Origin of the sequence: Idiomarina abyssalis, from assembly GCF_019797805.1 — a bacterium.
GTDB lineage: Bacteria > Pseudomonadota > Gammaproteobacteria > Enterobacterales > Alteromonadaceae > Idiomarina > Idiomarina abyssalis.
Genome location: NZ_CP081832.1, coordinates 723,665 through 744,649, shown reverse-complemented (window position 1 = coordinate 744,649; position 20,985 = coordinate 723,665). Strand labels below are relative to the sequence as shown.

Genomic DNA, 20,985 nt, shown 5'->3' with positions numbered 1-20,985 from the left:
TTCCATTTCCGCATAGTTACTGACTCCGGCACGCTAATGCATCACGTGCGCGGGCGGCATCTTTTTCAATTTGTTCTTGTAAGTGCTGTAACGACGCAAACCTTTGCTCGTTACGCAATTTGGCCACTGGCGTGACCGTCATCTGCTGACCGTACAGATTGCCTGAAAACTCAAACAAATGCACCTCCAGCTGCACTTCGTCGCCATTTAATGTTGGCCGGGTTCCTAAGTTAGCGACACCGGAATAGGTTTTTCCGCCCTTACCAAGTTGAGCGGTTACCGCGAACACCCCGTGTAGGGGGCTTTTTAAGCGCTTTAGCGGAACGTTAGCGGTAGGAAAACCAATAGTTCGACCATTCTTTCGCCCGTGTACGACTTTCCCGCACATTTGATAAGGCCGGCCCAGCATTTGTTCCGCCAGATCAAAGTCGCCTTGCTCTAATGCCTGGCGTATGGCAGTACTGCTTACGCGCTGTTGCTGCTGGCGATAACTGCGGGTGTCCACCACTTCAAAACCCAGCTCTTTACCGGCATTTTGCAGCAACTCAAAGTCGCCTTCACGTTTATAGCCAAAACGAAAATCGTCGCCTACCACCAGAAACTTAACACCCAGCTTGCCAACCAAAGTCTGCTCAATAAACTCACGAGCTGGCTGACTGGCAAACTTCTTATTAAATTCAATGACAATATGTCGGTCGACATTTTGAGCCTGTAGAGCGAGATACTTTTCACGCCAATTGGTTAGCCGTGCAGGGGCTTTTTCAGGTTGAAAAAGCTCTTGCGGTTGCGGCTCAAAGGTCATTACCGCTGAAGGGACGCCCAGCTGCTGCGCTTTTTCACGGACCTGACTCAATACCGCCTGATGGCCCAGGTGAACACCATCAAAATTACCGATGGTCAACACACAGCCGTTATGCTCAGCTCTTAGGTTATGAGTACCGCGAATCAGTTCCATGCCCGCACAATCTTAATGTTTTCCGGAAAAGACGCGATTATAACTGATACTGAAGCGATAATCAGTACTCACGCGCACGGAAATGTCGTGGCCTCATACCGGTTATTACAAGCACAGCAATATAAATCAGCGCGCCGAACCCAATCACCTGCGCCAAAAGCCAGGGGCGTTCAACTAAAGAACTGGTCCGCCAGGTAGCAATATCCGGACTTAACCAGAGCACACCCGCTATCATCGCCGTGGTGGCGAACAGCACCTGGACTATAAAGCGTCCGGTTCCCGGTTGCTTTTTCAGCACGCCTTCACGCCATAAAGTAACGCCCAATAACCCCGCGTTAATAGCCGCAGAGGCTGCCGTTGCCAGGGCTAATCCGACATAACTAAAAGGAATGGCCAAAGCAATGTTAAACACCATGTTTGCCACCATAGCAATAATACCGTACTTGACCGGTCGCTTAGTGTCCTGTCGGGAGTAGAAGCCCGTCGCCAGAACCTTTACCAGCATAAAGCTCAGTAAGCCGGTGGAATAGGCCATAAGACTGTACGACGCCATACGCGCATCGTCCGGACTGAAGGCGCCGTGCATGAACAACACCATAAGCATGGGCTCTGCTAATACAAAAAGCCCCGCCATGGCCGGTACACCCAACAACAGCACCATACGAATGCCCCAGTCGAGCGTGGAGCTGAAGTTTTCTTTTGACTGGTCTACATGGCGTGAAGAAAGCGCCGGCAGAATAACCGTTGCTATGGCAATACCAAATAGCCCAAGCGGGAATTCCAGCAACCGATCCGAGTAATAAAGCCAGCTAATTGACCCCGTCATTAAAAAGCTGGCAATGAGGGTATCCAGCAGCAAATTAATTTGGCTAACCGATACACCAAAGATAGCCGGCAACATCAGTTTGCGGATTTTAGTCACGCCCGGGTCTTTCCAGCCCCACTGGGGCTTAACCAGCAACCCGGCTTTTTTAAGAAACGGCAGTTGAAATAAAAGCTGAATTAACCCACCAAAAAATACGCCCCAGGCCAGTCCGTATTCCGGCTGCTCTAATTGCGGCGCCAGCCAGATAGCCGCCGCAATAATGGCGACATTCAGAAACACCGGGGTGAAAGCCGCTACCGCAAACTTCCCCAGAGTATTGAGTATGGCTCCTGCCATGGCGGTAAAACTAATAAACCACAAGTAAGGAAATGTAATACGAAGTAGGTCACTGGCCAGTACAAATTTGTCCCCTTGCGGCCCGTCGTTCCACCAATCTAAAAACCACCCCATACCAAAAAGCGCAGCGACAACAGGGGAAGCCACCACGCCGAAAATTGTCACTACAGTAACAATAGTACCTAAAGTGCCGGATACCCGAGCTATCAATAGTTGCTGTTCCGGCAACTCTTTACCCTGCTTATATTCGGTCAGAACCGGTACAAACGCCTGCGCGAACGCACCCTCGGCAAAAAGTCGGCGTAAGAAATTAGGAATCTTATTGGCAAAGAAAAACACATCCGCTGCAGCACCGGCGCCCATCAGGTTGGCAATGACCACATCGCGCACCAAACCCAGCACACGCGATATAAGAGTCATAGCACTGACGATAAATCCTGAACGGAGCAAAGCTTTTGACAAGAGAGATCCTTTCGGCTGACAGCTAAGTTTCTGTTTTTGATTGTAACTGAGACCAATGGTGGATGCTATTTTATCAAAACCTGACTTAAAGCGGTGAGTTTTTCCCTTTTCGCTGTTGACTTTTACAGCAGAAAAGGCATAATCTGCGGCCTTTATAAGAGAAGCGTTCTGTTAATGAATTTAGGAGTTCACCTTGGCTAACATTAAGTCTGCTAAAAAGCGTGCGATTCAGGCCGAGAAAAATCGCCGCCACAATGCAAGCCGTCGTTCAATGATGCGTACTTACCTTAAACGTGTAATCGCAGCTATTGAAAAGAAAGACAAAGATGCAGCAAACACTGCAATGAAAGACGTAACCCCAATGCTGGACAGTTACGCAACTAAAGGTCTTATCAGCAAAAACAAAGCGGCACGTCATAAGAGTCGTTTGAATGCTAAGATCAAAGCACTGTAAGAAGAATTACTGATCTGGGCTTAGGCGCAGGGAAAGAAAAGCCGGCTTTTGAGCCGGTTTTTTTGTGTACATTATGACTATAGTGAAGAATTCTCGCCTCTTAATTCGTCATCACTAATTGGATCTCCAGCTCTATAAGCTCTCACCGCAGGTTTTTCTAATATTGAGCTTAAGTATTTTGGAGGCAAACCAAAACCTGTTCTTAAAGACCGAACATTTTCAGAAGTTATTAATTCTCCATGACAAATATCTTGGGTTGCATACAGTGACCGGCGCCTTAATTTGTCTTGTTCGCTAACGTCATATTTTATTCTGCCTAAACTTCGCTCAACGCTTCTGACATCCTTGGCCATAGCTGCAAACTCTTTAGGCTCCATAGAGAAGCCCGAGTCAGGCCCACCAAGACTACGATCCAATATAAAGTGCTTCTCGATGACAGTTGCTCCAAGTGCTGCAGCAGCCGTTGGCACAATACTTCCCATCGTGTGATCAGATAAGCCAACGGAAACACCAAAGCGCGAACGCATATCTACCATTGTATTAAGATTGGCATCGTCTAGCGTCGCCGGATAATTAGAAGTGCACTTCAGTAGCGTTAGCTGTTCATTACCAGTGTCAAAGCATGTCTTTACTGCCAGCTCAATATCGCTTTCCTCGGCCACCCCGGTCGATATAATAACGGGCTTCCCGGTAGCCGCCGTCGCTCGAATTAGGGGGATATCGGTAATTTCGAAAGACGCGATTTTATAATAAGGAACACCAAGTGACTCTAAGAACTCTACCCCTTCGAGATCAAAAGGACTAGAGAAGAACTCCAGCCCCAGCTCGTTTGCCAGATCTCTCAGCTTAGGCTGCCATTCATAGGGCATGGAGGCTTCTTGATAAAGTTCCCACAAGCGTCGACCTTCCCAGAGACCACCTAACGGTTTACCGAAGATGTCATTATCCACATTGAGTGCCAGCGAGTCCGCGGTATAGGTTTGCACTTTTACCGCATCTGCCCCCGCTTCCGCCATAGCTCGAACAGTGCGAGCTGCTAGCTCATAGTCATTATTGTGATTGGCTGATAACTCAGCAATAATAAATATATTATCGGAAACTCGAAACATGCCGTTCTCAATTAACAATTAAAATACTTGAGAATGTCGTTAATTGAGTTCAAGTTCTCAACATCATCGTCTGGCACTTCTTTACCAGTAACGTTTTCTAGTTCGACAAACAGGTTAAATAAATCCAAGCTGTCTAAGCCATTGTCAGTAAAAATATCGTCAGCCGCTAAGCTGTCAATATCTGCACTAACACCAGACTTTTTCATCGCATCTTTAATTTGTTGTTCGGTTAACATCTTATTGGTTCCTTACTAAAAGGGCTGTAGCCCATGAAAAACCGACACCAAAGCCACTGAGAACCAGTCGCTTAAGTTCTTTATCATTCATAAAACTTTCTAACAAAATTGGAATCGATGAAGAAACCGTATTTCCGGTACCTTCCATCGAACGTACAAACTTATTCGCATTTTCTCGAAAATTTCGAGAAATCGCATCAACAATTGCTAAACTTCCCTGGTGCATCAAGTAAGCATCTACGTCGTCTTCAGCCCACTGGTTGGCCTGCAACAAGTCGCGTATTGCAGGAGCGACTTTCTGAGCCGCAAAGTTGAATACCTGTCGTCCATTCATTGATAGATGACCATCACCAACGTATAAATGTTTAGCACCATTTCCATCAGTCCCAAAGCGCACATCCTTAACATGCCACACAGGATCTTCGCCAATCCATGTGGCCGTAGCTGCGTCACCAAATAACATGGATGTTACTCGGTCATCGTTGTTAATGACTTTTGAATAGGGGTCCGCTGTTACTAGCACCGCATTCTTCAAACCGGCGGCCTGCATTAACCCTTGCACAATAGAAAGGGCGTAGACATAACCAGAACAGCCAAGCGATACATCGAATGCAGCCACAGACGTCGGCAGAGCAAGTTTGCTTTGTACAATTGCAGAACAATGAGGTAACCCAGTACCGTCCGGATTCTGCGTAACAACCACGAGCGCATCAATCGCGTCTTTATTTAACCCGCTCTTATTAATTAACGCTTCAACGGCGTGCACAGCTAAATCGGAAGTGTCTGTACCTTCATCAAGCCGTGGTAAAAACTGACTACCTAGTTTAGAGGTTACAAATTCAGGCGTTTCACCAAAGCGTTCCGCTTGCTTAATATTATTTACGCCATGTTTGGGAATATAACTGGCTATAGCTTTAATGCCTATCATCGGGATCTCCCACTATAAAGCGAATAGAACCGACAGTATCACCATCAATCGTAATCGAGCAGACTGAAAACTTGCCTTTGATGATTCGATCCACATTGACGCCGACAGTCTTATAACTTATCGGCAATGGTCCTAAAAACTCAAGCTGCCCTACTAACCACTTCCCGCTAGATAGCGGGAACAAAGTATTATGTAGCTTTTTGGTCAATGCCACGATAACTTCTATGGTGGATGCTGAGCACTGTCTATTCATATGAATAGATTGTCCCTCCTCATCGATTTCTGCCACCGATACAAGGCTATCTTCATCATAGTCATATCTCTTTACGGCGGCTTCACGGGTTTCTACTAACCAACCCCTTTTAATCGAATCGGCTTGACGATTCCATAGTTCAAAAAAGCCCGAGCTTTGGTCTTCAGTTTTTTCCCAGACAATCTCACATTGATGGTTAATAATTTTCTTAAAGACCAACTTAGTAACCCATTCGTCACCTTCACACACATCACCCATAAGCCAATCATAAAAGTCGGTGCTGTGAAGATACGTTCGACCACCTTTAAACTGTAGGTTCGTTTTCATTAACGTATCCTCCTTGCTGGGTTACCTAAAAAAGTAGCGAACTCAGGTACATGCTTAAAAATAGCAGCGCCTGCTGCAATAGTCGCGTACTGGCCGATCGTTACGTTATCTCGAACCACAGCATTAGGCGCCACCTGCACCCCTTCATCAATCTTCGCATAACCGCACAAGGTCGTATTAGGTCCAATATCGACATAATCGCCAATCACCACATCATGACCTACATTCGCCCCTGCTCTAATGATCCCGCAGTCGCCAATACGGCTACCGGGTTGCAATGTGGTGTGTGCACATATCGCGACCCCTTTTCCAATCTCGCAATCGAACCCTACATTGCATGTAGGATGCACAAGAGTCGCCCAACGCTCTCTCGGTATGTTAAGTGACTTCAGTTTTTCCGCCCGTTCGCGCATTTTACCAACACTCAGAATCGCGGGAATGAATAGGGTATCCGCAGGTAAGGAGTCCCATTCATCAGGCTTTCCAATGACCTCCCAGCGACCTATCGGAGTTCCCACCTCCAGGTGATCATTAAGGAAACCGCCGATTTCGTAATCCTCACCATTCGCTATGAGATCTAAGATAATCTGCGCAACCACCAATCCGTTGCCCGTTCCACCAATAATTGCCACTTTTTTCATGCAAGAGTAACCACAGTTATATTAGCTTTTTAATCCAGGGCGGCTCCACGCTCGCTCCTGCCATAATTTGCATAGCGTTAGCCGACATTGTCGAAATACGGTTGGGAGCTTCATCAAGCGCTTGTAAGCTCGCAAATATATCGTTTTCAATCGTATCTCGTATTGCACCTAGCGAGATCGCTGCGTTTCTTTTGGTTAGGCTTAATGCTTGTTCCGCTTGGTTATCGGCGATGACCGTCATAATACTCGGCAAGCCTAACTTACATCGTTCCCAAGCCATGGTCCCTGCGGCGCCAATCGCAAGGTCGGCGTCAGCCATAAGTTTAGCCATTTGATCGGTTTGTACCCAACACTTAAAGCCATATTGGTGACACATACGCTCAATTTGTTGTTTAAACGGGTGGGTCACTCCAATGACTACGTTCACGTCACAATTTATATTTCGTTGACCGAGCCAGCGCTGAGTGGCTCGGCAAGCTTTAGTGGTCATATTATCTTTATCCACCCCACCAAAACAGACCAGCAAGTTACTTGCTGTTCCTGTCCGTACGTTTGTTTCCAGCCTGCTAAACTCGTCACGCAAGGGAAAGAACTGCGGCCCTACAAATGTCTCTGCATATGCGGGGATATGATGACTCCATTTTTTATCAACATCATCCACTAAGTTGGGATCCAGCAAGATATCACTATCTACTTTACGATCTGACAGGCCGTCAATAATCATAACCTTTGCATCAAGAGATTGTTTGATAAGCCGGTGCCACTTCTCTGTTAACGAAAAATGGTCAACAACTACCCAATCAATGACATTCATTAATGATGCTTCTCGCAGCAACGTAAGGACTTCATCGGCATCTTCTTCTTCAGTACCTCTCAGCCAACTCGCGTGCGGGCACCAATTTGCGCTCTCGCTTGGCTCGTTTATTTCGTTCTGGTCTATCGGCAGCACCGTAAATCCCTTTTTATCGATAAGATCAATACAGTGGCCAGGATGTTGTTTAGACGCAAAGTAGACATTCACGTTGTGAGAGCGCAGAATTTCTGCAATCGAAAGGCAGCGCATTACATGCCCCGATCCGATATGATGACCACTATCAACTCTAAACAGCACGCTCATGGCATTACCTACGACTGATTGTCTAATGCGGAAAAAACAATTTCCGCTGTTTTCCAATCTTCTGGTGTATCAATGTCATGCACTCGATAGCGAGGAAGAAGAAACGCAGACGCATGTTCTGAAAACATTGGCGCACCGCTTAAAAACGCTTCGCTTTTACCCCAATAGAATTGGCCTGCGTCGTGGAATGCCTCAACTAAATCCTGAGAGCGGCTACTAAACTTGGACTCATCAAACATGGTGATATTGCCGGCGTTATCAAAGTAAAATGCGCGTTGAATCGGGTACGCAAATGAAGTGGCTGAAAAACAGAAATCCTTATCCGAATTACTCAATTGGATCCATGCATCTTTTAGGATCGTTCCAGTTACAAACGGTGAAGTTGCATATAAACAACAACAGTGACTAATCTCATAGTCATTATCTTTTAACCATTCTAAAGTATGATTAATCACCACTCTGGTCGGGGCGTAATCATCCGCCAGCTCTTGAGGGCGCATAAACGGAACCCACGCACCGCTTTTTACTGCAAGGTCTGCAATCTCGTGATCATCCGTTGAGACCAAAACTTTATCAAACACTCCGGAAGCAGTTGCCGCCTCAATAGCACGAACTAACATAGGTTTACCACAAAAGTTTTTTATGTTTTTACGTGGAATTCTCTTGCTACCACCACGTGCGGGAATAATTGCAACTTTCATAACGAAAGCGCCTCTTTTAACGCTGACACCACTTTCGACTGCTCCCTCTCAGTGAGGTTGGGATACATGGGCAGGCTGATGGCTTCGCGGTAATAGTTCATCGCTTCCGGAAAGTCGTCAGCTTCGAAGCCAAACTGTTGATAATACGGTTGTGTATGCACCGGAATGTAATGCAAGTTGACACCAACTCCCTGCGCTCTTAGTGAATCAAAAACCGCTTTGTGACTGACAGACATTTCATCAAGCTTCAGACGAATGACGTACAAATGCAGGCCCGAATAAGTGTCCGGATGCTGGTACGGACACGTGAGAGGCAAATCTTTAAGAAGCCCGTCATAACGCTCTGCCAACGTATGCCGTTTCGCTACGTAGTCATCCAGCCGTCCCAGCTGGCTTAAGCCCAACGCTGCCTGAAGCTCCGTCATTCGATAGTTAAAACCTAAATCCACCTGCTGATAATACCAGGAGCCGTCCGGCTCGTGCGTCATAAGCTCCGGATCACGGGTAATTCCATGGCTTCTGAGTGAATCCATTTTGCCTGCCAGCTCATCACTGTTCGTTAGCGCCATACCGCCTTCAGCCGTAGTGATGATCTTGACCGGGTGGAAACTAAATACCGTGACATCGCTGTAGAAGCCGTTTCCAATATAGTCGCCTTGGTATTTACCACCAATAGCGTGCGAGGCGTCTTCAATGATTTTTACACCGTACTTATCGGCTAAGGCTTTAATTGCCTGCATCTCACAGGGCTGACCGCACAAATGCACCACGACCAGCACTTTGGGGAGGCTGTTTTCCTTTGCGGCCTTTTCAAGTTTGTTTGTTAAGGCATCCACACTGATGTTGTAAGTGTTGGGGTCAATATCCACAAAGTCGACCTTCGCCCCACAATACAAACCACAATTCGCCGAGGCAACAAAGGTGACCGGTGTCGTCCAGAGCCAATCGCCTTCGCCTAAGTCCAGTGCTAAACAAGCAATATGCAACGCTGACGTGGCACTGTTGACCGCTAACGCATGCTTAGCGCCGACTTTCTGAGCAACGGCAGACTCAAACGCAGGTACCTTTGGCCCCTGTGTCAGAAAGTCCGACGTTAAAACCTCCACCACCGCATCGATATCCGGCTGCTGAATGTCCTGTTTGCCGTAAGGAATGTAGCTCATTGCGACTCCCTTATAGTGACGCGAGCTTGTCGAATTCCAAAATTTCCTCGACACTTAAGAAATGAGGGTTATTCCCCGAGTGATACTCTTCTCCCATATCAACAGGTGAGCCTTTCTCTCCTAACTTTGTTTCCTGATAATTAGTCGCCCCGGAAAAAAACTTAATGGTTGGCTTTAGCAAATAAAAATCGTCAAACTCCAAAGTTAAATGGGAGTCATCGGCAGGACACATTATCTCGTGGAGCTTTTCACCAGGACGTATCCCAATTATATCAATTGTTTTATTCGGGGCGTACGCTTTAGCTAAATCAAGAATTCTTACGGAGGGTATTTTTGGCACAAATATTTCTCCGCCATGCATTCTCTCAAAGTTTTTTAGCACAAAATCAACCCCTTGCTGCAAGGTAATCCAAAAGCGTGTCATTTTTTCATGAGTAATAGGAATAGCAATGTCATCCTTGAGTGCTAGCTTTTTAAAAAAAGGAACCACAGAACCTCTTGAGCCAACAACATTTCCATACCTAACTACAGAAAAACGGGTTCTTGCCTCTCCTGCCATATTGTTAGCAGCAACAAATAATTTGTCCGATGCCAATTTAGAAGCACCATAAAGATTAATAGGGTTAGCCGCCTTGTCCGTCGAAAGAGCAATCACTTTATGAACATTATTATCGATTGCCGCTTTAATCACATTTTCAGCGCCATTTACGTTGGTTTTGATACACTCCATAGGATTATATTCAGCAGCTGGAACCTGCTTTAAAGCAGCAGCGTGAATGACATAATCCACGCCATTCATTGCTTGCTTTAAACGGTTTGCGTCGCGCACATCTCCTAAAAAGTAACGCATACAAGGAGCGTTAAACTCTTGCTGCATTTCATATTGCTTGAGTTCATCACGAGAAAAAATTATAAGGCGCTTCGGCTTATAACGCTTTAGAATTGTCTCAGTGTATTTACGGCCGAATGAGCCGGTTCCACCCGTAATCAGAATTGACTGTCCATTAAACATAGCGCATCTCGTTGTCAAAAGGTTGACTTAATCTATCAACTATCTGTTAAAGCAAGAATCAGACCAACTCACCTTAATTAAAAAGTGTTAACATACTTCATCGCTCTTCATCATCCTATGCTTTTCAAGTGATAGACCACACTTGGTCAACCAGTCTGATTTAAACTCTTCTTTAGCTCGGACTAAAAAGCCTACCCACAGCTCACGTGCCTTATTGAAATGATCTAAGCATTTATCTTCATCGTCTGAGTAATACAGTAAACTCAACATAGGACAATGAAAATAAAGCATTTCACCTTCGAGGACATAAAATAAGTGAGATAAGACCGTACTTTTAAAAGAATACAAATATCGTATTTGCCTTAACAGATTATCAAGAGCTTTCTCTCGGCTTATTTGGTGTTCCGATGAGAGTTCAATCAGATGCTCACAGATCTCTTCATACTTATCTAAGCGCAGGTAAGTCTCAAAGTTTGTTATAGAACAATTAAAAAACTGTTTCTCTTTAATTTCTTGAATCACGTGGCTCTTATCCAGCGAGCCAAAGTCTGGTAATAGAAGCTCTGGTTTCAACGGTTTAGCGCCTTTTATATATGCGCCTTCTCCCACATTATAGCAGTCGATATTTTTAGCGAGCTCATGGTTAAGCAAGCGTTCCATTTGGAAGTTAGATGTTGCTAGTAAATCGGTAGCCCAAACATTTCCTTCCAAATTTCCCTTAAGTTTTCTTTTAGCTGTTGGGGGAATAAAGTCTTTCAGAGATCCCTTATCATAAACACTATTCGAGGCATGGTGTCTGCCCCCTTCGGAATAACCGTTATCGACACCAAACAAATACAACTGCTTAAAACCCATCATGACCATAAATGACAAGGCCGTATTAGACACCATCGGGTTACAAAAAAGCGGATAGTTTACCGACTCATTTGTTTCGCTCCAGACACTTAACGCGAGAAGATCGCCGCCAGCATCATTTGCTTTACATGCAAGTCCACTCCATTTATACATTGGCAAGACATCTGGATAAATCAACCCCATTGTCAGAAGGTTAATATCTTTAAGTCCGCTTTCTGGAAGAGTCTCGATTAATACATCATATGAAATCTTAGGACGTTCAATTAAAACATGAAAGTCCGGGGTGACACCGTACTGAAGAAGAGTCTGTAAAGCTGTTCCAGCCGCCACAATAATGGCATCACTCTGTGTTTCTTTAATAAAGTCGATTGATTCGTCTAGAGAGGGACCATTACCTACGATGTACACTGGCTTTTGTAAGTAGGAAATAGGAATTTTCCGTTCCCGATGCATTAAGTTTGCGCCACTTTCTGTATTTCTGACGGTATGTGCAATCGATGTGGTTGAGTCATTATAAAAACCATAACCACCATGTATCTCGTAAATTCTGTTGAACAAGGCCGTAATAAGTTCATTATTTTTAGGAGTAGGAAGGTGTCTATAATAAAAACATTTTGTCAGACAGCATACACCGACGCTTTTTCCTATATTTATCAAATCATCAACGAATCGATCGTAGGAAATACCCACATGAAAAAACAAGCTACCCGAGTTTTCCTCAACCCGTTCAATAACACTTTTCCAATCGCAACAATAAAGGCTGAGAAAAAAATTCTGGAATGAAGGTTCAATGATAAATGTATAATTAAAATTGACCCGCTCAAAAAGTTCTTCAATATGGTACCCAAGCCCTACACCGAAAATAATAGCGGTAGGAAAACTGCCTTCAATACGTTTAAGAGGCTCCGGTTTCCCTGCTTCTTTTACTACCTCACCGAGCCGCTTAATAGACTGTATATGCAGTCTATCGTCAAGCTCGCTTGCATTTGCATAGCTTCGAAAATCGATATGGTTAATTTGCGGCTTATTCAAATTGGCTGTGACTTGCTCGGCTGCTTGCTTCCTGGGGTTATCTCCATATATCGCAACCCCAGTTTCTTGATCTAAAATATTGCCCTCACCAGACGAAGTCACGAATATAGGTAAGTCACCTTCTACCTCAAATTCGATTAGCGCATTATAGATATTCGGATAGTATTCTTTAAACGCAGATAGATTTCTATGAAACCGACTCTCAGCTGCGTGAGCAAACTCACGCTCTTTTTCTATCTGTTCCTTAGTTGCGTCAAGTTTTTTAAGTGCTGTCTCAAGTAAGCTATTCAGAGAATCCATAACGTTCACTTTAAAAGTATAATGTTTTAACTATACCTTTTTGTCAGCTTCACTCAACGTTTAATCCTGTTTGTGATAGTGATCCAGTTTCTTCTGGTTGTTCTTAAACTGGCCAATTACGCCTTGAATCTCTTCTAACTCACCACTTTTTATTTGCTCCAATTCGCTTATTTTCGTCTGTAGCTCAAGAATACGCTTACCCTTCTCCGCATCCGATACTCCCCCATCAGACATGAGAACACCCACAGCTGCCGGAATCTCACGGATAATATCCGTCAATTCCTCATCAGTTAGTGATTCATTTCCTAATTCTTTGAGGAGGCAGGAAACTGTGCGTATCACATTAAGCTCCCGATACCGCCGATTGCTGTTTACTGAACGCAACATCTCTATCGGTGACGGGTATTGAATCCCAAGCTGATTTAATTTGCTTAATTAAATCAGCCACTTCATCGAGGGTTTTAGGATCATTATTTACTGCTGCGTCACTTAACCGGTCTAGCATATAAATGTATAAGTCATTCAAGTTACTTGATATTTCACCGCCAACTTCCATATCTAAGCTTGAACGCAATGATTCGATAATCGCTGATGCTCGACTGATACACTGACCTTTCTTTTCTAAATCTTTTCGCTGAATGGCCCCTTTAGCATAACTTAAGCTTTCTAAAGCTCCAGCGAACAGCATTTGAATGAGTTGGTAGGGATCTGCACCAGCTACTCGCGCCCTTAATGAACCCTGAGTGTAACCTTTCAACTTTTTATTCATTTCTACTCCTCCAACGCTTTATTAATCTTTACCGCCAAAACCAGGAAGGTTTGAAAGCTGTGCAGATAAATATTGCTGAGTATTTTGCATTTGAGCCAGCATCGTATCCAAACCCGTGTACTTTTCACGAAGCCGAGCTTCTAACTGTTCCATTCTGTATGAGTGACGTTCGCGATCATCATCCACACGGTCAAGGCTTTCATTCAACGCTTTTTCACGAAATGAAATAGAACCGGTCGAATTAATGTAGTTATCCATTAACCCTTCAAATTGCTTCGCAAACCCGCCTGTACCAGAAAATACACTGGCTACAGAATCAAGATCCTGATCAAGTGCTTCGTCAAAGCTTCTTACGACATTGGTTTTCTCTAGCTTACCCTCATCATTGAGGCTTAAACCGATATCGAAGAGTGTCTCAAAGTCACCGGCATTATTAACTTTAGCTGATAATGTACTGACCATCTGACGTTGCAAACCTCGCATGGTCGCATCTGCCTGCAACGGCTGACCGGTATCGGTCGCTTTATCCATAATGTCGACTACAGCGTTATAGCTTTTTATGAATTCATCAACTAGCTTCGTAACACCTTCGCGATCACGGCCAATATCAACCGAGGCTGACTCACCGGCTTCGCTAACAGCTTCAGCTGTCACTGTTGACCCTTGAATCACGTCAGTAAAAGTATTGGTACTATTGGTTGCGACAATACCGTCAATGACAATCTCAGCATCTGTAGCTTCATCACCCGCGGCAATAGTCATGCCGCCCGCACCACCGCCATTAGCCACTGTCGACAAGGCATCAAGCTCAGCATTATCGTTAGTGACTTCTAAATCATTACCAGCGCCAGTTATCTCTGAACTATAAACCAGCTTCGCTTCGGTTCCTGTATTTATAATGTTAGCAGTTACACCAATATTGTCCGTTGAATTATTAACGGCTTGTCGAATATCTTCGAGAGTCGCATTGGCATCAACAGCGACAGAAAAGCTTTCCGCGCCAGCGCCAAAGGTTAGAGTGCTTGCCTGCGAAGTGATAACCTGCTCAGAAGAGGTAAAGGCTCCGTCAGTGGAAACAGCACGAGAACCTTGCGCTAATTGGTTAACCGCAATATCAAAGTTACCAGAGGTCGCATCTGTTCCTGCAGAAAACGAAATAACATCGCCAGATGCTGGTTGCGTAACCGTTGCTGTACGCTTTGCAAACTCGTCAGGGTCGGCAAGCTTTCCTAAAACATCATCTAGCTTAGAGAGGGCTGACTTAACCGCTCCTAACGCAGAAAGCTCAGTCGAATAGCGCTGCTCTGCGCGTGCAAACTGTGCTTGCTTAGGCTGATTAGTCGCAGCAACCGTCGATTTAATAATCGATTCCAGATCTAAACCAGAACCTACACCTGCGGAAGAAAATAAAGGCATAGTCGTTCCCCTCTCCTACTACATTAAATTTGCTGGTCGAGTAAAATACCCGTACGCTCTGAGTTCTTATCGGCCATTTCATCCAAAGCTTTAGAAAGTTTCACTACCAGCTCGGATGGAATTTGGCGAATCATCTCACCGCTATCTCTATCGACCACTTGAACAACCGGTGGTTCACCGCGCTCTTCAATAACAAACTGAAGGCTGGTACTACGAATTGCATCGGATTGATTCATTTCTTCTACAACCTCAGCTACCGACTTTTTACTGGCCTTAGCGTCAGTTTGCTTCTCTTGCCCTTCTTGTTTCACTTGTTGAACCGTGTCAATAACCTTTTCTTTCTTTTCAACAACTGGAGAAGGCGTGGTTCTATCGGTTGAAACATTATAAGCAAGCTGAGAGCTTTCAAGTTTAAGTTCAGCCATAATGATCACCATTACTTTGTTTATACTATTTAAGCACACATGCGCACTTAAAACACTTATCCATGTTTGTTATCGGCTGACCTTAATAGAAACTTTAATTTTTTATTGTACTTTTTTTAGACATAAAAAAACCGGAGCGAAAGCTCCGGTTTTTAAGCGTAAACGGATTATCTCTGAAGAGATTATCCAAGCAGCTGTAGAGCCGCCTGTGGACGCTGGTTAGCCTGCGCAAGGATAGTCTGAGAAGCCTGCTGCAGAATCTGAGCCTGAGTCAGTTTTGCTGTTTCAGCGGCAAAGTCAGCGTCTTTAATACGTGATTTTGCTTCGTTCAGGTTTTCAGAAACGTTACCCTGGTTGCGAATAGTTGACTGGAAACGGTTCTGAGTAGCACCCAGTTCAGCACGTTTCTTATCAACAACTGCAACCATTGAGTCCATGCCAGCTAAAACAACTTGTGCGTTAGCTTCTGAAGTTACAGAAATTGTTCCTGACTCAAACATTGCAGCAAAACTTGCATTGTCTGCAGCTGCAGCATAGGCTGTACCAACGATGCTGGATACTTGGTTCCCTGTTACGGCTGAAGCAACACTTGCGATACCAGAGAGCGTAAATCCTCCTTCCGCGCTGATATCGTTACCAGCAACCCCAGTCATAGTAATACCAATGGTTTGGTTTGCATCCGCACCGACCTGGAAATTAGCTGAATAACTACCGTCAAGCAAGTTCTGGCCACCGAAAGTAGTGTCACTTGCAATACGGTTAACTTCGGTCATCAGGGCATCAATTTCTTCCTGGATTGCAACACGGTCTTCGTCAGTGTTAGAACCGTTAGAAGCTTGCTGCGCCAAAGTACGAACGCGCTGGAAAGTATTGGTAATTTCGTCCAATGCACCTTCAGCTGTTTGCGCCAAAGAGATACCGTCGTTAGCGTTACGGTTACCCTGGTTAAGGCCGTCAATCTGTGAACCTAAGCGGTTTGAGATTTGCAGACCTGCAGCATCATCTGCTGCGCTGTTGATACGGAAGCCTGACGACAAACGTTCGAATGCCTGGTCAAGCGAGTTACCTGAGCTGATCAGCTGACGCTGTGCGTTCAATGAGCTGACGTTAGTATTTACATATAAAGGCATAATAATGCTCCTCAGTTTCTGGCCTAAGCTTGGATTCAATCGTTGTTGCCAAGCTGGAGGAAGTGTTCGGCTTCGTGTTTCGCCTGGTTAAAATTTCCTCTCACAAAGGGTATCGGCAGGAGTTTGGGGAGCTTTAATCTTTTTTTGAAAAATTTTTAGATTTTTTTAGCCTGACAATTACGTCAGCTGAAATCAGCGACCTGACGTTAACGTCAGGCCACAGGGGTGTATTAGATATAGTCAAACAAACTTAAACGACTCACCCGGGAAAATACCTGTTGGGCGGCTGAGTAAATTGTTTCGTTTTTAATGAGGTCAGTCACTGCTGTCGAATAATCAACGTCTGCAATATCTGAGCGTGCTTTCTTATTAATAATCTCAATATCTGCATTACTTAGCTTGGAGCTCTCCAGAACATTTAAACGAGCGCCGACTTTTGCCTGAGTATCCGTAAGACTTGAAATTGCATCATCGAAAGAATCTAAAGAAGAGGCAATTTCCTCACGGAAAAAACCTTTATCTTCAGGACCGGAGTTTTCCAGCGCATTTGCCAAATCAGCTACCTGAGTCACCAAGTTTCTAGACACCGGTTCACCAATGTCAAAATCAATAACGTCACCGTTAGCAACATCATTGGTTGTTTCAATTTCAACACCATTGTAGGTAATGGTATCGCCTGGATTATAAGGTACAGCCGCCTGTACTACGTTGCCGCCACCATCAAGAACATCGTATGTTCCGGCACCAAACTGAATGCTTGCAGATTGAGTGTCAGGATCCCCGGCATCCCAATAATTGGCAAGCGCTTCTCTATCAGCAGCTTTTAAACTCTTAACCAAGTTATCTCCTGCAGTGAAGTCTATATCGACACGCTTGGATAACCCGTTGAACACTTTACTGCCCGGGTCACCTGCCGGAAGATACAGGCTGGGTGATAACTGAATTTTTCGTTGCCCATCATCGCTGCGGTAAGAGTAAGACTCGGATGCGTTATCGTATTCCATTGGTTGAATACGGTTTTGATAGCCAGCAAAAATGTATTCACCGGCTTCGTCCTGAGCATTAGTGAAGTCAAACAAGGCCTGTTCAATATTTCGCAGTTCAAGCGCAACAGCCTCCCGGTTTTCAGCTGACAAACTGCCGTTCCCTGCCTGAACAGCTAAGGTACGAGCGCGCTGAACATAGTCAACCATATTAGACAGTACGCTCTCTTCACGGCGCAGATTATTCTCCAGCGTTACTGAGTTACGGTCAAACTGCGCATTTTGCGCGAGCTTTTCATCCAGAGCCAACACCTGTGAATTACCGATCGGGTCATCCGCCGGGCTCAGAATACGGGTTTGTTTCGTCAACTGCAGTTGCACTTTGTCCAGTCGAGACTGAGACGTTGTCAGGCTGTCCTGGGCTCGCTGATAAAATAAACTGGTACTTAATCTCATCTTATCTCACCTCTTTAACCTAACGAACGCAGCAGCGTATCGAAAATGGTCTGCGACGTTGTAATAATGCGGGCCGATGCAGTATAAGCCTGCTGATACTGAATCAAATTAGCCGCTTCTTCTTCCAGGTTCACACCTGACTGTGACTCATACAAAGCTTCGGTTTGGCCCTTAATTGCTTCAGCTGATTCACGCAATACGCGATTCTGGCTCACCTTACTACCAACATCCGACACCAAACGACCATAACTTTCATTAAAGGTCATAGTCGGTTCAAAGTCTTCCGCACCGTCACGGCGTACAAGTTGTTGGCGTTGCAGATCAGACAGTTCCTGGCCATTACTATTGTCATCAAAGCCGTTGAGGTTGTATTCCATTTCATAAGAATCACCTACAGCAGGTTCTCCGTTTATATCTACATCGTAATCAGGGTCAGCTAAGCCTGCTTGCGCTAGAACTCCGTCTAGATCGGTTGTTCCTGTAACCGTACCTAAACTGGTGCCATCTTTAGCAAAAACTTCCAGGTCATACGAGTTACCTGTCTTGCCCGTTATTTCTATGCGCGCCGGAGCACTGTCCAGCAATGTATTATTGGCTGTATCGTAGTAGTCGTCGGGGGTGTTAATAGCACTCAGTTCAATACTGGCAGCGCCTTGGTTATCCATGCCGTCTTTCACACGAACAGGGCTCGCAAGCGCAATATCCTCGGGCCGGCGAACCGCTAAACTGATTTCAGAAGCCGCACTCTCTGCTGGTTTTACTAAAAATTTATCTCCGGCGTTTGCTGTATTCGCAACATTTAAAGAAATACCATACTCAACAATGTCAGCACTACCGGCGGTTAAAGTACCGGTAACAACATCAGCACCGTCCAGAGGTTTGCCCTGAGCGTCCACAGCCACAACTTCGTAATCTGTTGCGCTGGTCATTGTCACCTGCAGGTTTTCAGAAGGAAAGGATTCACTGTTGCCTTCTAACACCAGCGCAGTTACTTCAGCATTGCCGGTATTTTCGTCGTATGCCAGACCGGAGGCTTCAGTCAAAGACAAGTCAAAGAGCTTACGTCCCAATTGATTATCAAGATCCATACCTTTTTGGTTCTGAGTATTAAGGCTATCAGCAATACGCACAGCCAACTGGCCTAAACGTCTTTGAGTTGGCATTAAGGTTTCATCTCGGTACTCGAGGTAACCGCCTACCTGACCACCAACTTCATCAACCGGCACTAAGAATTCGCTTTTACTGCCACCACCATGTTCTTTCTGAAGCATAAACTCCAGACGCTCAGTGTTAGGATTATTCTTAACCGCTACTGAATTAAATCGCCCATCTTCCAGGACTAAAGGTTGCCCATTTTTCAGGTGCACACTTAAACCGCCATTGTCACGTTCGATGACACTGAACTGAACCAGCTCGGCCAGCTTACGCAACTCTTCGTCCCGCTGGTTCATCAGCGCGTTGGTATCACCATTTGCATTACTGCCGCCCTGTGAAGCAAAAATCCGTTCGTTCAGGCTACCAATATTCTCAGCGATAGAATTAATGCGATCCGTAGACAACTTGAGTCGGTCATTAATGATATCTTTTTGGTCATTCAGATAACCGGAAAAGTCATTGAACTTAGTCACCATTGCATCGGCGTCGGCCAAAATAAGCTGACGAGCCGTTACTGAGCCTGGATCATTATTAGCGTCTTGCAGCGTATTGAAGAAATTTTCAATACTGGATGACACGTTAGTTGTACTGTCACCTAGCAAAGTATCGAGCTGTTCTGCCTGCTGAAGGTTAGCTTCATAATAGCTAACTTTGGAAATGTCGGTACGTAGTTGTCGGTTGGCGAACTCATCAATCATTCTCTGCACACGAACACGCTCAAGCCCGCCGTAAGAAGACTCAAGGTATTCTGTACGCTCTCGCACGTAGCTTGGCGTATTTGCATTGTTAATGTTTTGACCGGTCGTCTGCAGGCTACGCTGGTGTGCCAGTATCCCGTTTTTACCGAGTTGTAATAAGTCAAAACTCATCGATGATTCTCCAGTTACTCTATGACCGTTATCGGCACCGAGCGAATATTATTTAGCCAACACGGCAATTTTTTGCCGCCTGCCGCATTCCTAAATTTCTTTATCAATAAAAGCCGGGTTATTTAATACCGACTGAATCTTTTGTGCGTATTGCGGATCGGTCGCGTAACCGGCGTCCTGCAGTGCTTGCGTATACTGCTTCGGATTATCAGCGACTTTTAGTGCCTGCTGGTAACGCGGATGTTCTTTTATAAAGTTTACGTAGTCCTGCAAGCTCTGTTCCACATTGGCGTATGAACGAAACGCTGCGCGCTCTTTGCGGGCGACTTCACCGTCAAACTCCAGGGTGCTGACATGAGACTTATCGCCTTCCCAGCGCGTATCCGCTTTAATGTTGAACAGGTTGTTACTGGAACCGCCGTGACGCCCTGGTACCAAACGCTTGCCCCAGCCGGTTTCCAGTGCCGCCTGCGCCATCAGAACATCCGGATTTAAACCGGCTTCTTTGGCGATTCTCTCGGCATGAGGTTTTAGCGCAGCAATAAAGCTTTGCGGGGAATTAAAAGTCGCATCGCCATCGCTCAGTTTGGCGGTATTCACTCGCTGATTCCCGTAATACAGACCCGCATCAATGCCGCCCTGGTCACTGACTTTCTGCGAGGCATTGCTCATGTCGGCGCGGTTCTTCATGCGCGGGTCGTCAAGGTTCGCGCCGTTGCGGTTCATTGATGCCGGAACATAACTGTCGTCACCACCTAACTGCTTTACCATCAACTCAGCCAAGCCCAGGGTTCCCTGGCTGGACAGTTCTGAAGTCAGCTGCTGGTCATACATATCGCGGTACATATTGGTGTAACGGTTATCCAACAAGTTGTCTTTTTCAAACACGGCGTTGGCTTTACGCATACTGCCCATCACCATATTCAGGAATATGGCTTCAAACTGCTGCGCGGCTTCCATCAAGGCTTCTTTGTCATCGGGCTTGAACGCACGCTTCCGCAGCCCGTCCAGGCTGTGGGTGTCCATGGCGTGCTGCGCTTGCTTTAGATGAGAGTCTGAAACCGTCATAGTTTAA

The 20,985-nt window shown here is 45.4% G+C and carries 21 protein-coding genes; 1 reads left to right on the top strand and 20 read right to left on the bottom strand.

Going from position 1 to position 20,985, the window contains the following annotated elements; all coding sequences use genetic code 11:
- Positions 1–16: 16 nt before the first annotated feature.
- Positions 17–955 (bottom strand): bifunctional riboflavin kinase/FAD synthetase, encoded by a 939-nt coding sequence (ribF, locus tag K5X84_RS03475; protein ID WP_054486764.1) that lies wholly within the window; start codon positions 953–955, stop codon positions 17–19.
- Between the two features lie 61 nt (positions 956–1,016).
- Complete coding sequence (gene murJ, locus K5X84_RS03470) at positions 1,017–2,579, bottom strand: murein biosynthesis integral membrane protein MurJ (protein WP_222236692.1); 1,563 nt, start codon at positions 2,577–2,579, stop codon at positions 1,017–1,019.
- A gap of 193 nt (positions 2,580–2,772) precedes the next feature.
- Here murJ and rpsT point away from each other — a divergent pair, with 193 nt between their 5' ends.
- Positions 2,773–3,033, top strand: a complete 261-nt coding sequence (rpsT, locus tag K5X84_RS03465) for a 30S ribosomal protein S20 (protein WP_054486760.1) — start codon at positions 2,773–2,775, stop codon at positions 3,031–3,033.
- Between the two features lie 77 nt (positions 3,034–3,110).
- On the opposite strand, the gene pseI is transcribed toward rpsT, so the two are convergent.
- From pseI to flgJ, 18 genes are all read right to left on the bottom strand, one after another.
- Positions 3,111–4,142 (bottom strand): pseudaminic acid synthase, encoded by a 1,032-nt coding sequence (gene pseI, locus K5X84_RS03460; RefSeq protein ID WP_222236691.1) that lies wholly within the window; start codon positions 4,140–4,142, stop codon positions 3,111–3,113.
- A gap of 11 nt (positions 4,143–4,153) precedes the next feature.
- The gene (locus tag K5X84_RS03455) at positions 4,154–4,378 is read right to left on the bottom strand and encodes an acyl carrier protein (RefSeq protein WP_222236690.1); all 225 of its coding nucleotides are present in this window, start codon (positions 4,376–4,378) and stop codon (positions 4,154–4,156) included.
- 1 nt (position 4,379) lies between these two features.
- Positions 4,380–5,306 (bottom strand): ketoacyl-ACP synthase III, encoded by a 927-nt coding sequence (locus K5X84_RS03450; protein WP_222236689.1) that lies wholly within the window; start codon positions 5,304–5,306, stop codon positions 4,380–4,382.
- Positions 5,293–5,886: a hypothetical protein gene (locus tag K5X84_RS03445; RefSeq protein WP_222236688.1), complete on the bottom strand. Its 594-nt coding sequence runs from the start codon at positions 5,884–5,886 to the stop codon at positions 5,293–5,295. Before K5X84_RS03445 ends, K5X84_RS03450 begins: the two co-directional genes overlap by 14 nt.
- Positions 5,886–6,527, bottom strand: coding sequence for an acetyltransferase (locus K5X84_RS03440; protein ID WP_222236687.1), 642 nt, complete (start codon positions 6,525–6,527; stop codon positions 5,886–5,888). The genes K5X84_RS03445 and K5X84_RS03440 overlap by 1 nt, the downstream gene beginning before the upstream one ends.
- 16 nt (positions 6,528–6,543) lie before the next feature.
- The gene (gene pseG / locus K5X84_RS03435) at positions 6,544–7,644 is read right to left on the bottom strand and encodes a UDP-2,4-diacetamido-2,4,6-trideoxy-beta-L-altropyranose hydrolase (protein WP_222236686.1); all 1,101 of its coding nucleotides are present in this window, start codon (positions 7,642–7,644) and stop codon (positions 6,544–6,546) included.
- Positions 7,645–7,652: 8 nt separating this feature from the next.
- Complete coding sequence (gene pseF / locus K5X84_RS03430) at positions 7,653–8,345, bottom strand: pseudaminic acid cytidylyltransferase (protein WP_222236685.1); 693 nt, start codon at positions 8,343–8,345, stop codon at positions 7,653–7,655.
- Positions 8,342–9,508, bottom strand: a complete 1,167-nt coding sequence (gene pseC / locus K5X84_RS03425) for a UDP-4-amino-4,6-dideoxy-N-acetyl-beta-L-altrosamine transaminase (RefSeq protein WP_222236684.1) — start codon at positions 9,506–9,508, stop codon at positions 8,342–8,344. The genes pseF and pseC overlap by 4 nt, the downstream gene beginning before the upstream one ends.
- Before the next feature lie 10 nt (positions 9,509–9,518).
- Positions 9,519–10,520, bottom strand: coding sequence for a UDP-N-acetylglucosamine 4,6-dehydratase (inverting) (gene pseB / locus K5X84_RS03420; protein WP_222236683.1), 1,002 nt, complete (start codon positions 10,518–10,520; stop codon positions 9,519–9,521).
- Between the two features lie 87 nt (positions 10,521–10,607).
- Positions 10,608–12,707, bottom strand: a complete 2,100-nt coding sequence (locus K5X84_RS03415) for a motility associated factor glycosyltransferase family protein (protein ID WP_222236682.1) — start codon at positions 12,705–12,707, stop codon at positions 10,608–10,610.
- A gap of 60 nt (positions 12,708–12,767) precedes the next feature.
- Entirely contained in the window at positions 12,768–13,049 is a 282-nt protein-coding gene (locus K5X84_RS03410) for a hypothetical protein (protein WP_222236681.1), read from the bottom strand.
- 1 nt (position 13,050) lies between these two features.
- The gene (gene fliS / locus K5X84_RS03405) at positions 13,051–13,476 is read right to left on the bottom strand and encodes a flagellar export chaperone FliS (protein ID WP_222236680.1); all 426 of its coding nucleotides are present in this window, start codon (positions 13,474–13,476) and stop codon (positions 13,051–13,053) included.
- A gap of 21 nt (positions 13,477–13,497) precedes the next feature.
- The gene (gene fliD, locus K5X84_RS03400; protein WP_222236679.1) at positions 13,498–14,892 is read right to left on the bottom strand and encodes a flagellar filament capping protein FliD; all 1,395 of its coding nucleotides are present in this window, start codon (positions 14,890–14,892) and stop codon (positions 13,498–13,500) included.
- 23 nt (positions 14,893–14,915) lie between these two features.
- Positions 14,916–15,317, bottom strand: a complete 402-nt coding sequence (locus K5X84_RS03395) for a flagellar protein FlaG (protein WP_222236678.1) — start codon at positions 15,315–15,317, stop codon at positions 14,916–14,918.
- Between the two features lie 182 nt (positions 15,318–15,499).
- On the bottom strand, positions 15,500–16,447 hold the full coding sequence (locus K5X84_RS03390; RefSeq protein WP_222236677.1) for a flagellin N-terminal helical domain-containing protein: 948 nt from the start codon (positions 16,445–16,447) through the stop codon (positions 15,500–15,502).
- Positions 16,448–16,677: 230 nt separating this feature from the next.
- Positions 16,678–17,886 carry a flagellar hook-associated protein FlgL gene (flgL, locus tag K5X84_RS03385; RefSeq protein ID WP_222236676.1) on the bottom strand — a complete coding sequence of 403 codons (1,209 nt, stop codon included), beginning with the start codon at positions 17,884–17,886 and terminating at the stop codon, positions 16,678–16,680.
- Positions 17,887–17,900: 14 nt separating this feature from the next.
- Positions 17,901–19,910 (bottom strand): flagellar hook-associated protein FlgK, encoded by a 2,010-nt coding sequence (gene flgK, locus K5X84_RS03380; protein ID WP_222236675.1) that lies wholly within the window; start codon positions 19,908–19,910, stop codon positions 17,901–17,903.
- 90 nt (positions 19,911–20,000) lie between these two features.
- The gene (gene flgJ, locus K5X84_RS03375) at positions 20,001–20,978 is read right to left on the bottom strand and encodes a flagellar assembly peptidoglycan hydrolase FlgJ (RefSeq protein ID WP_222236674.1); all 978 of its coding nucleotides are present in this window, start codon (positions 20,976–20,978) and stop codon (positions 20,001–20,003) included.
- Positions 20,979–20,985 lie beyond the last annotated feature (7 nt).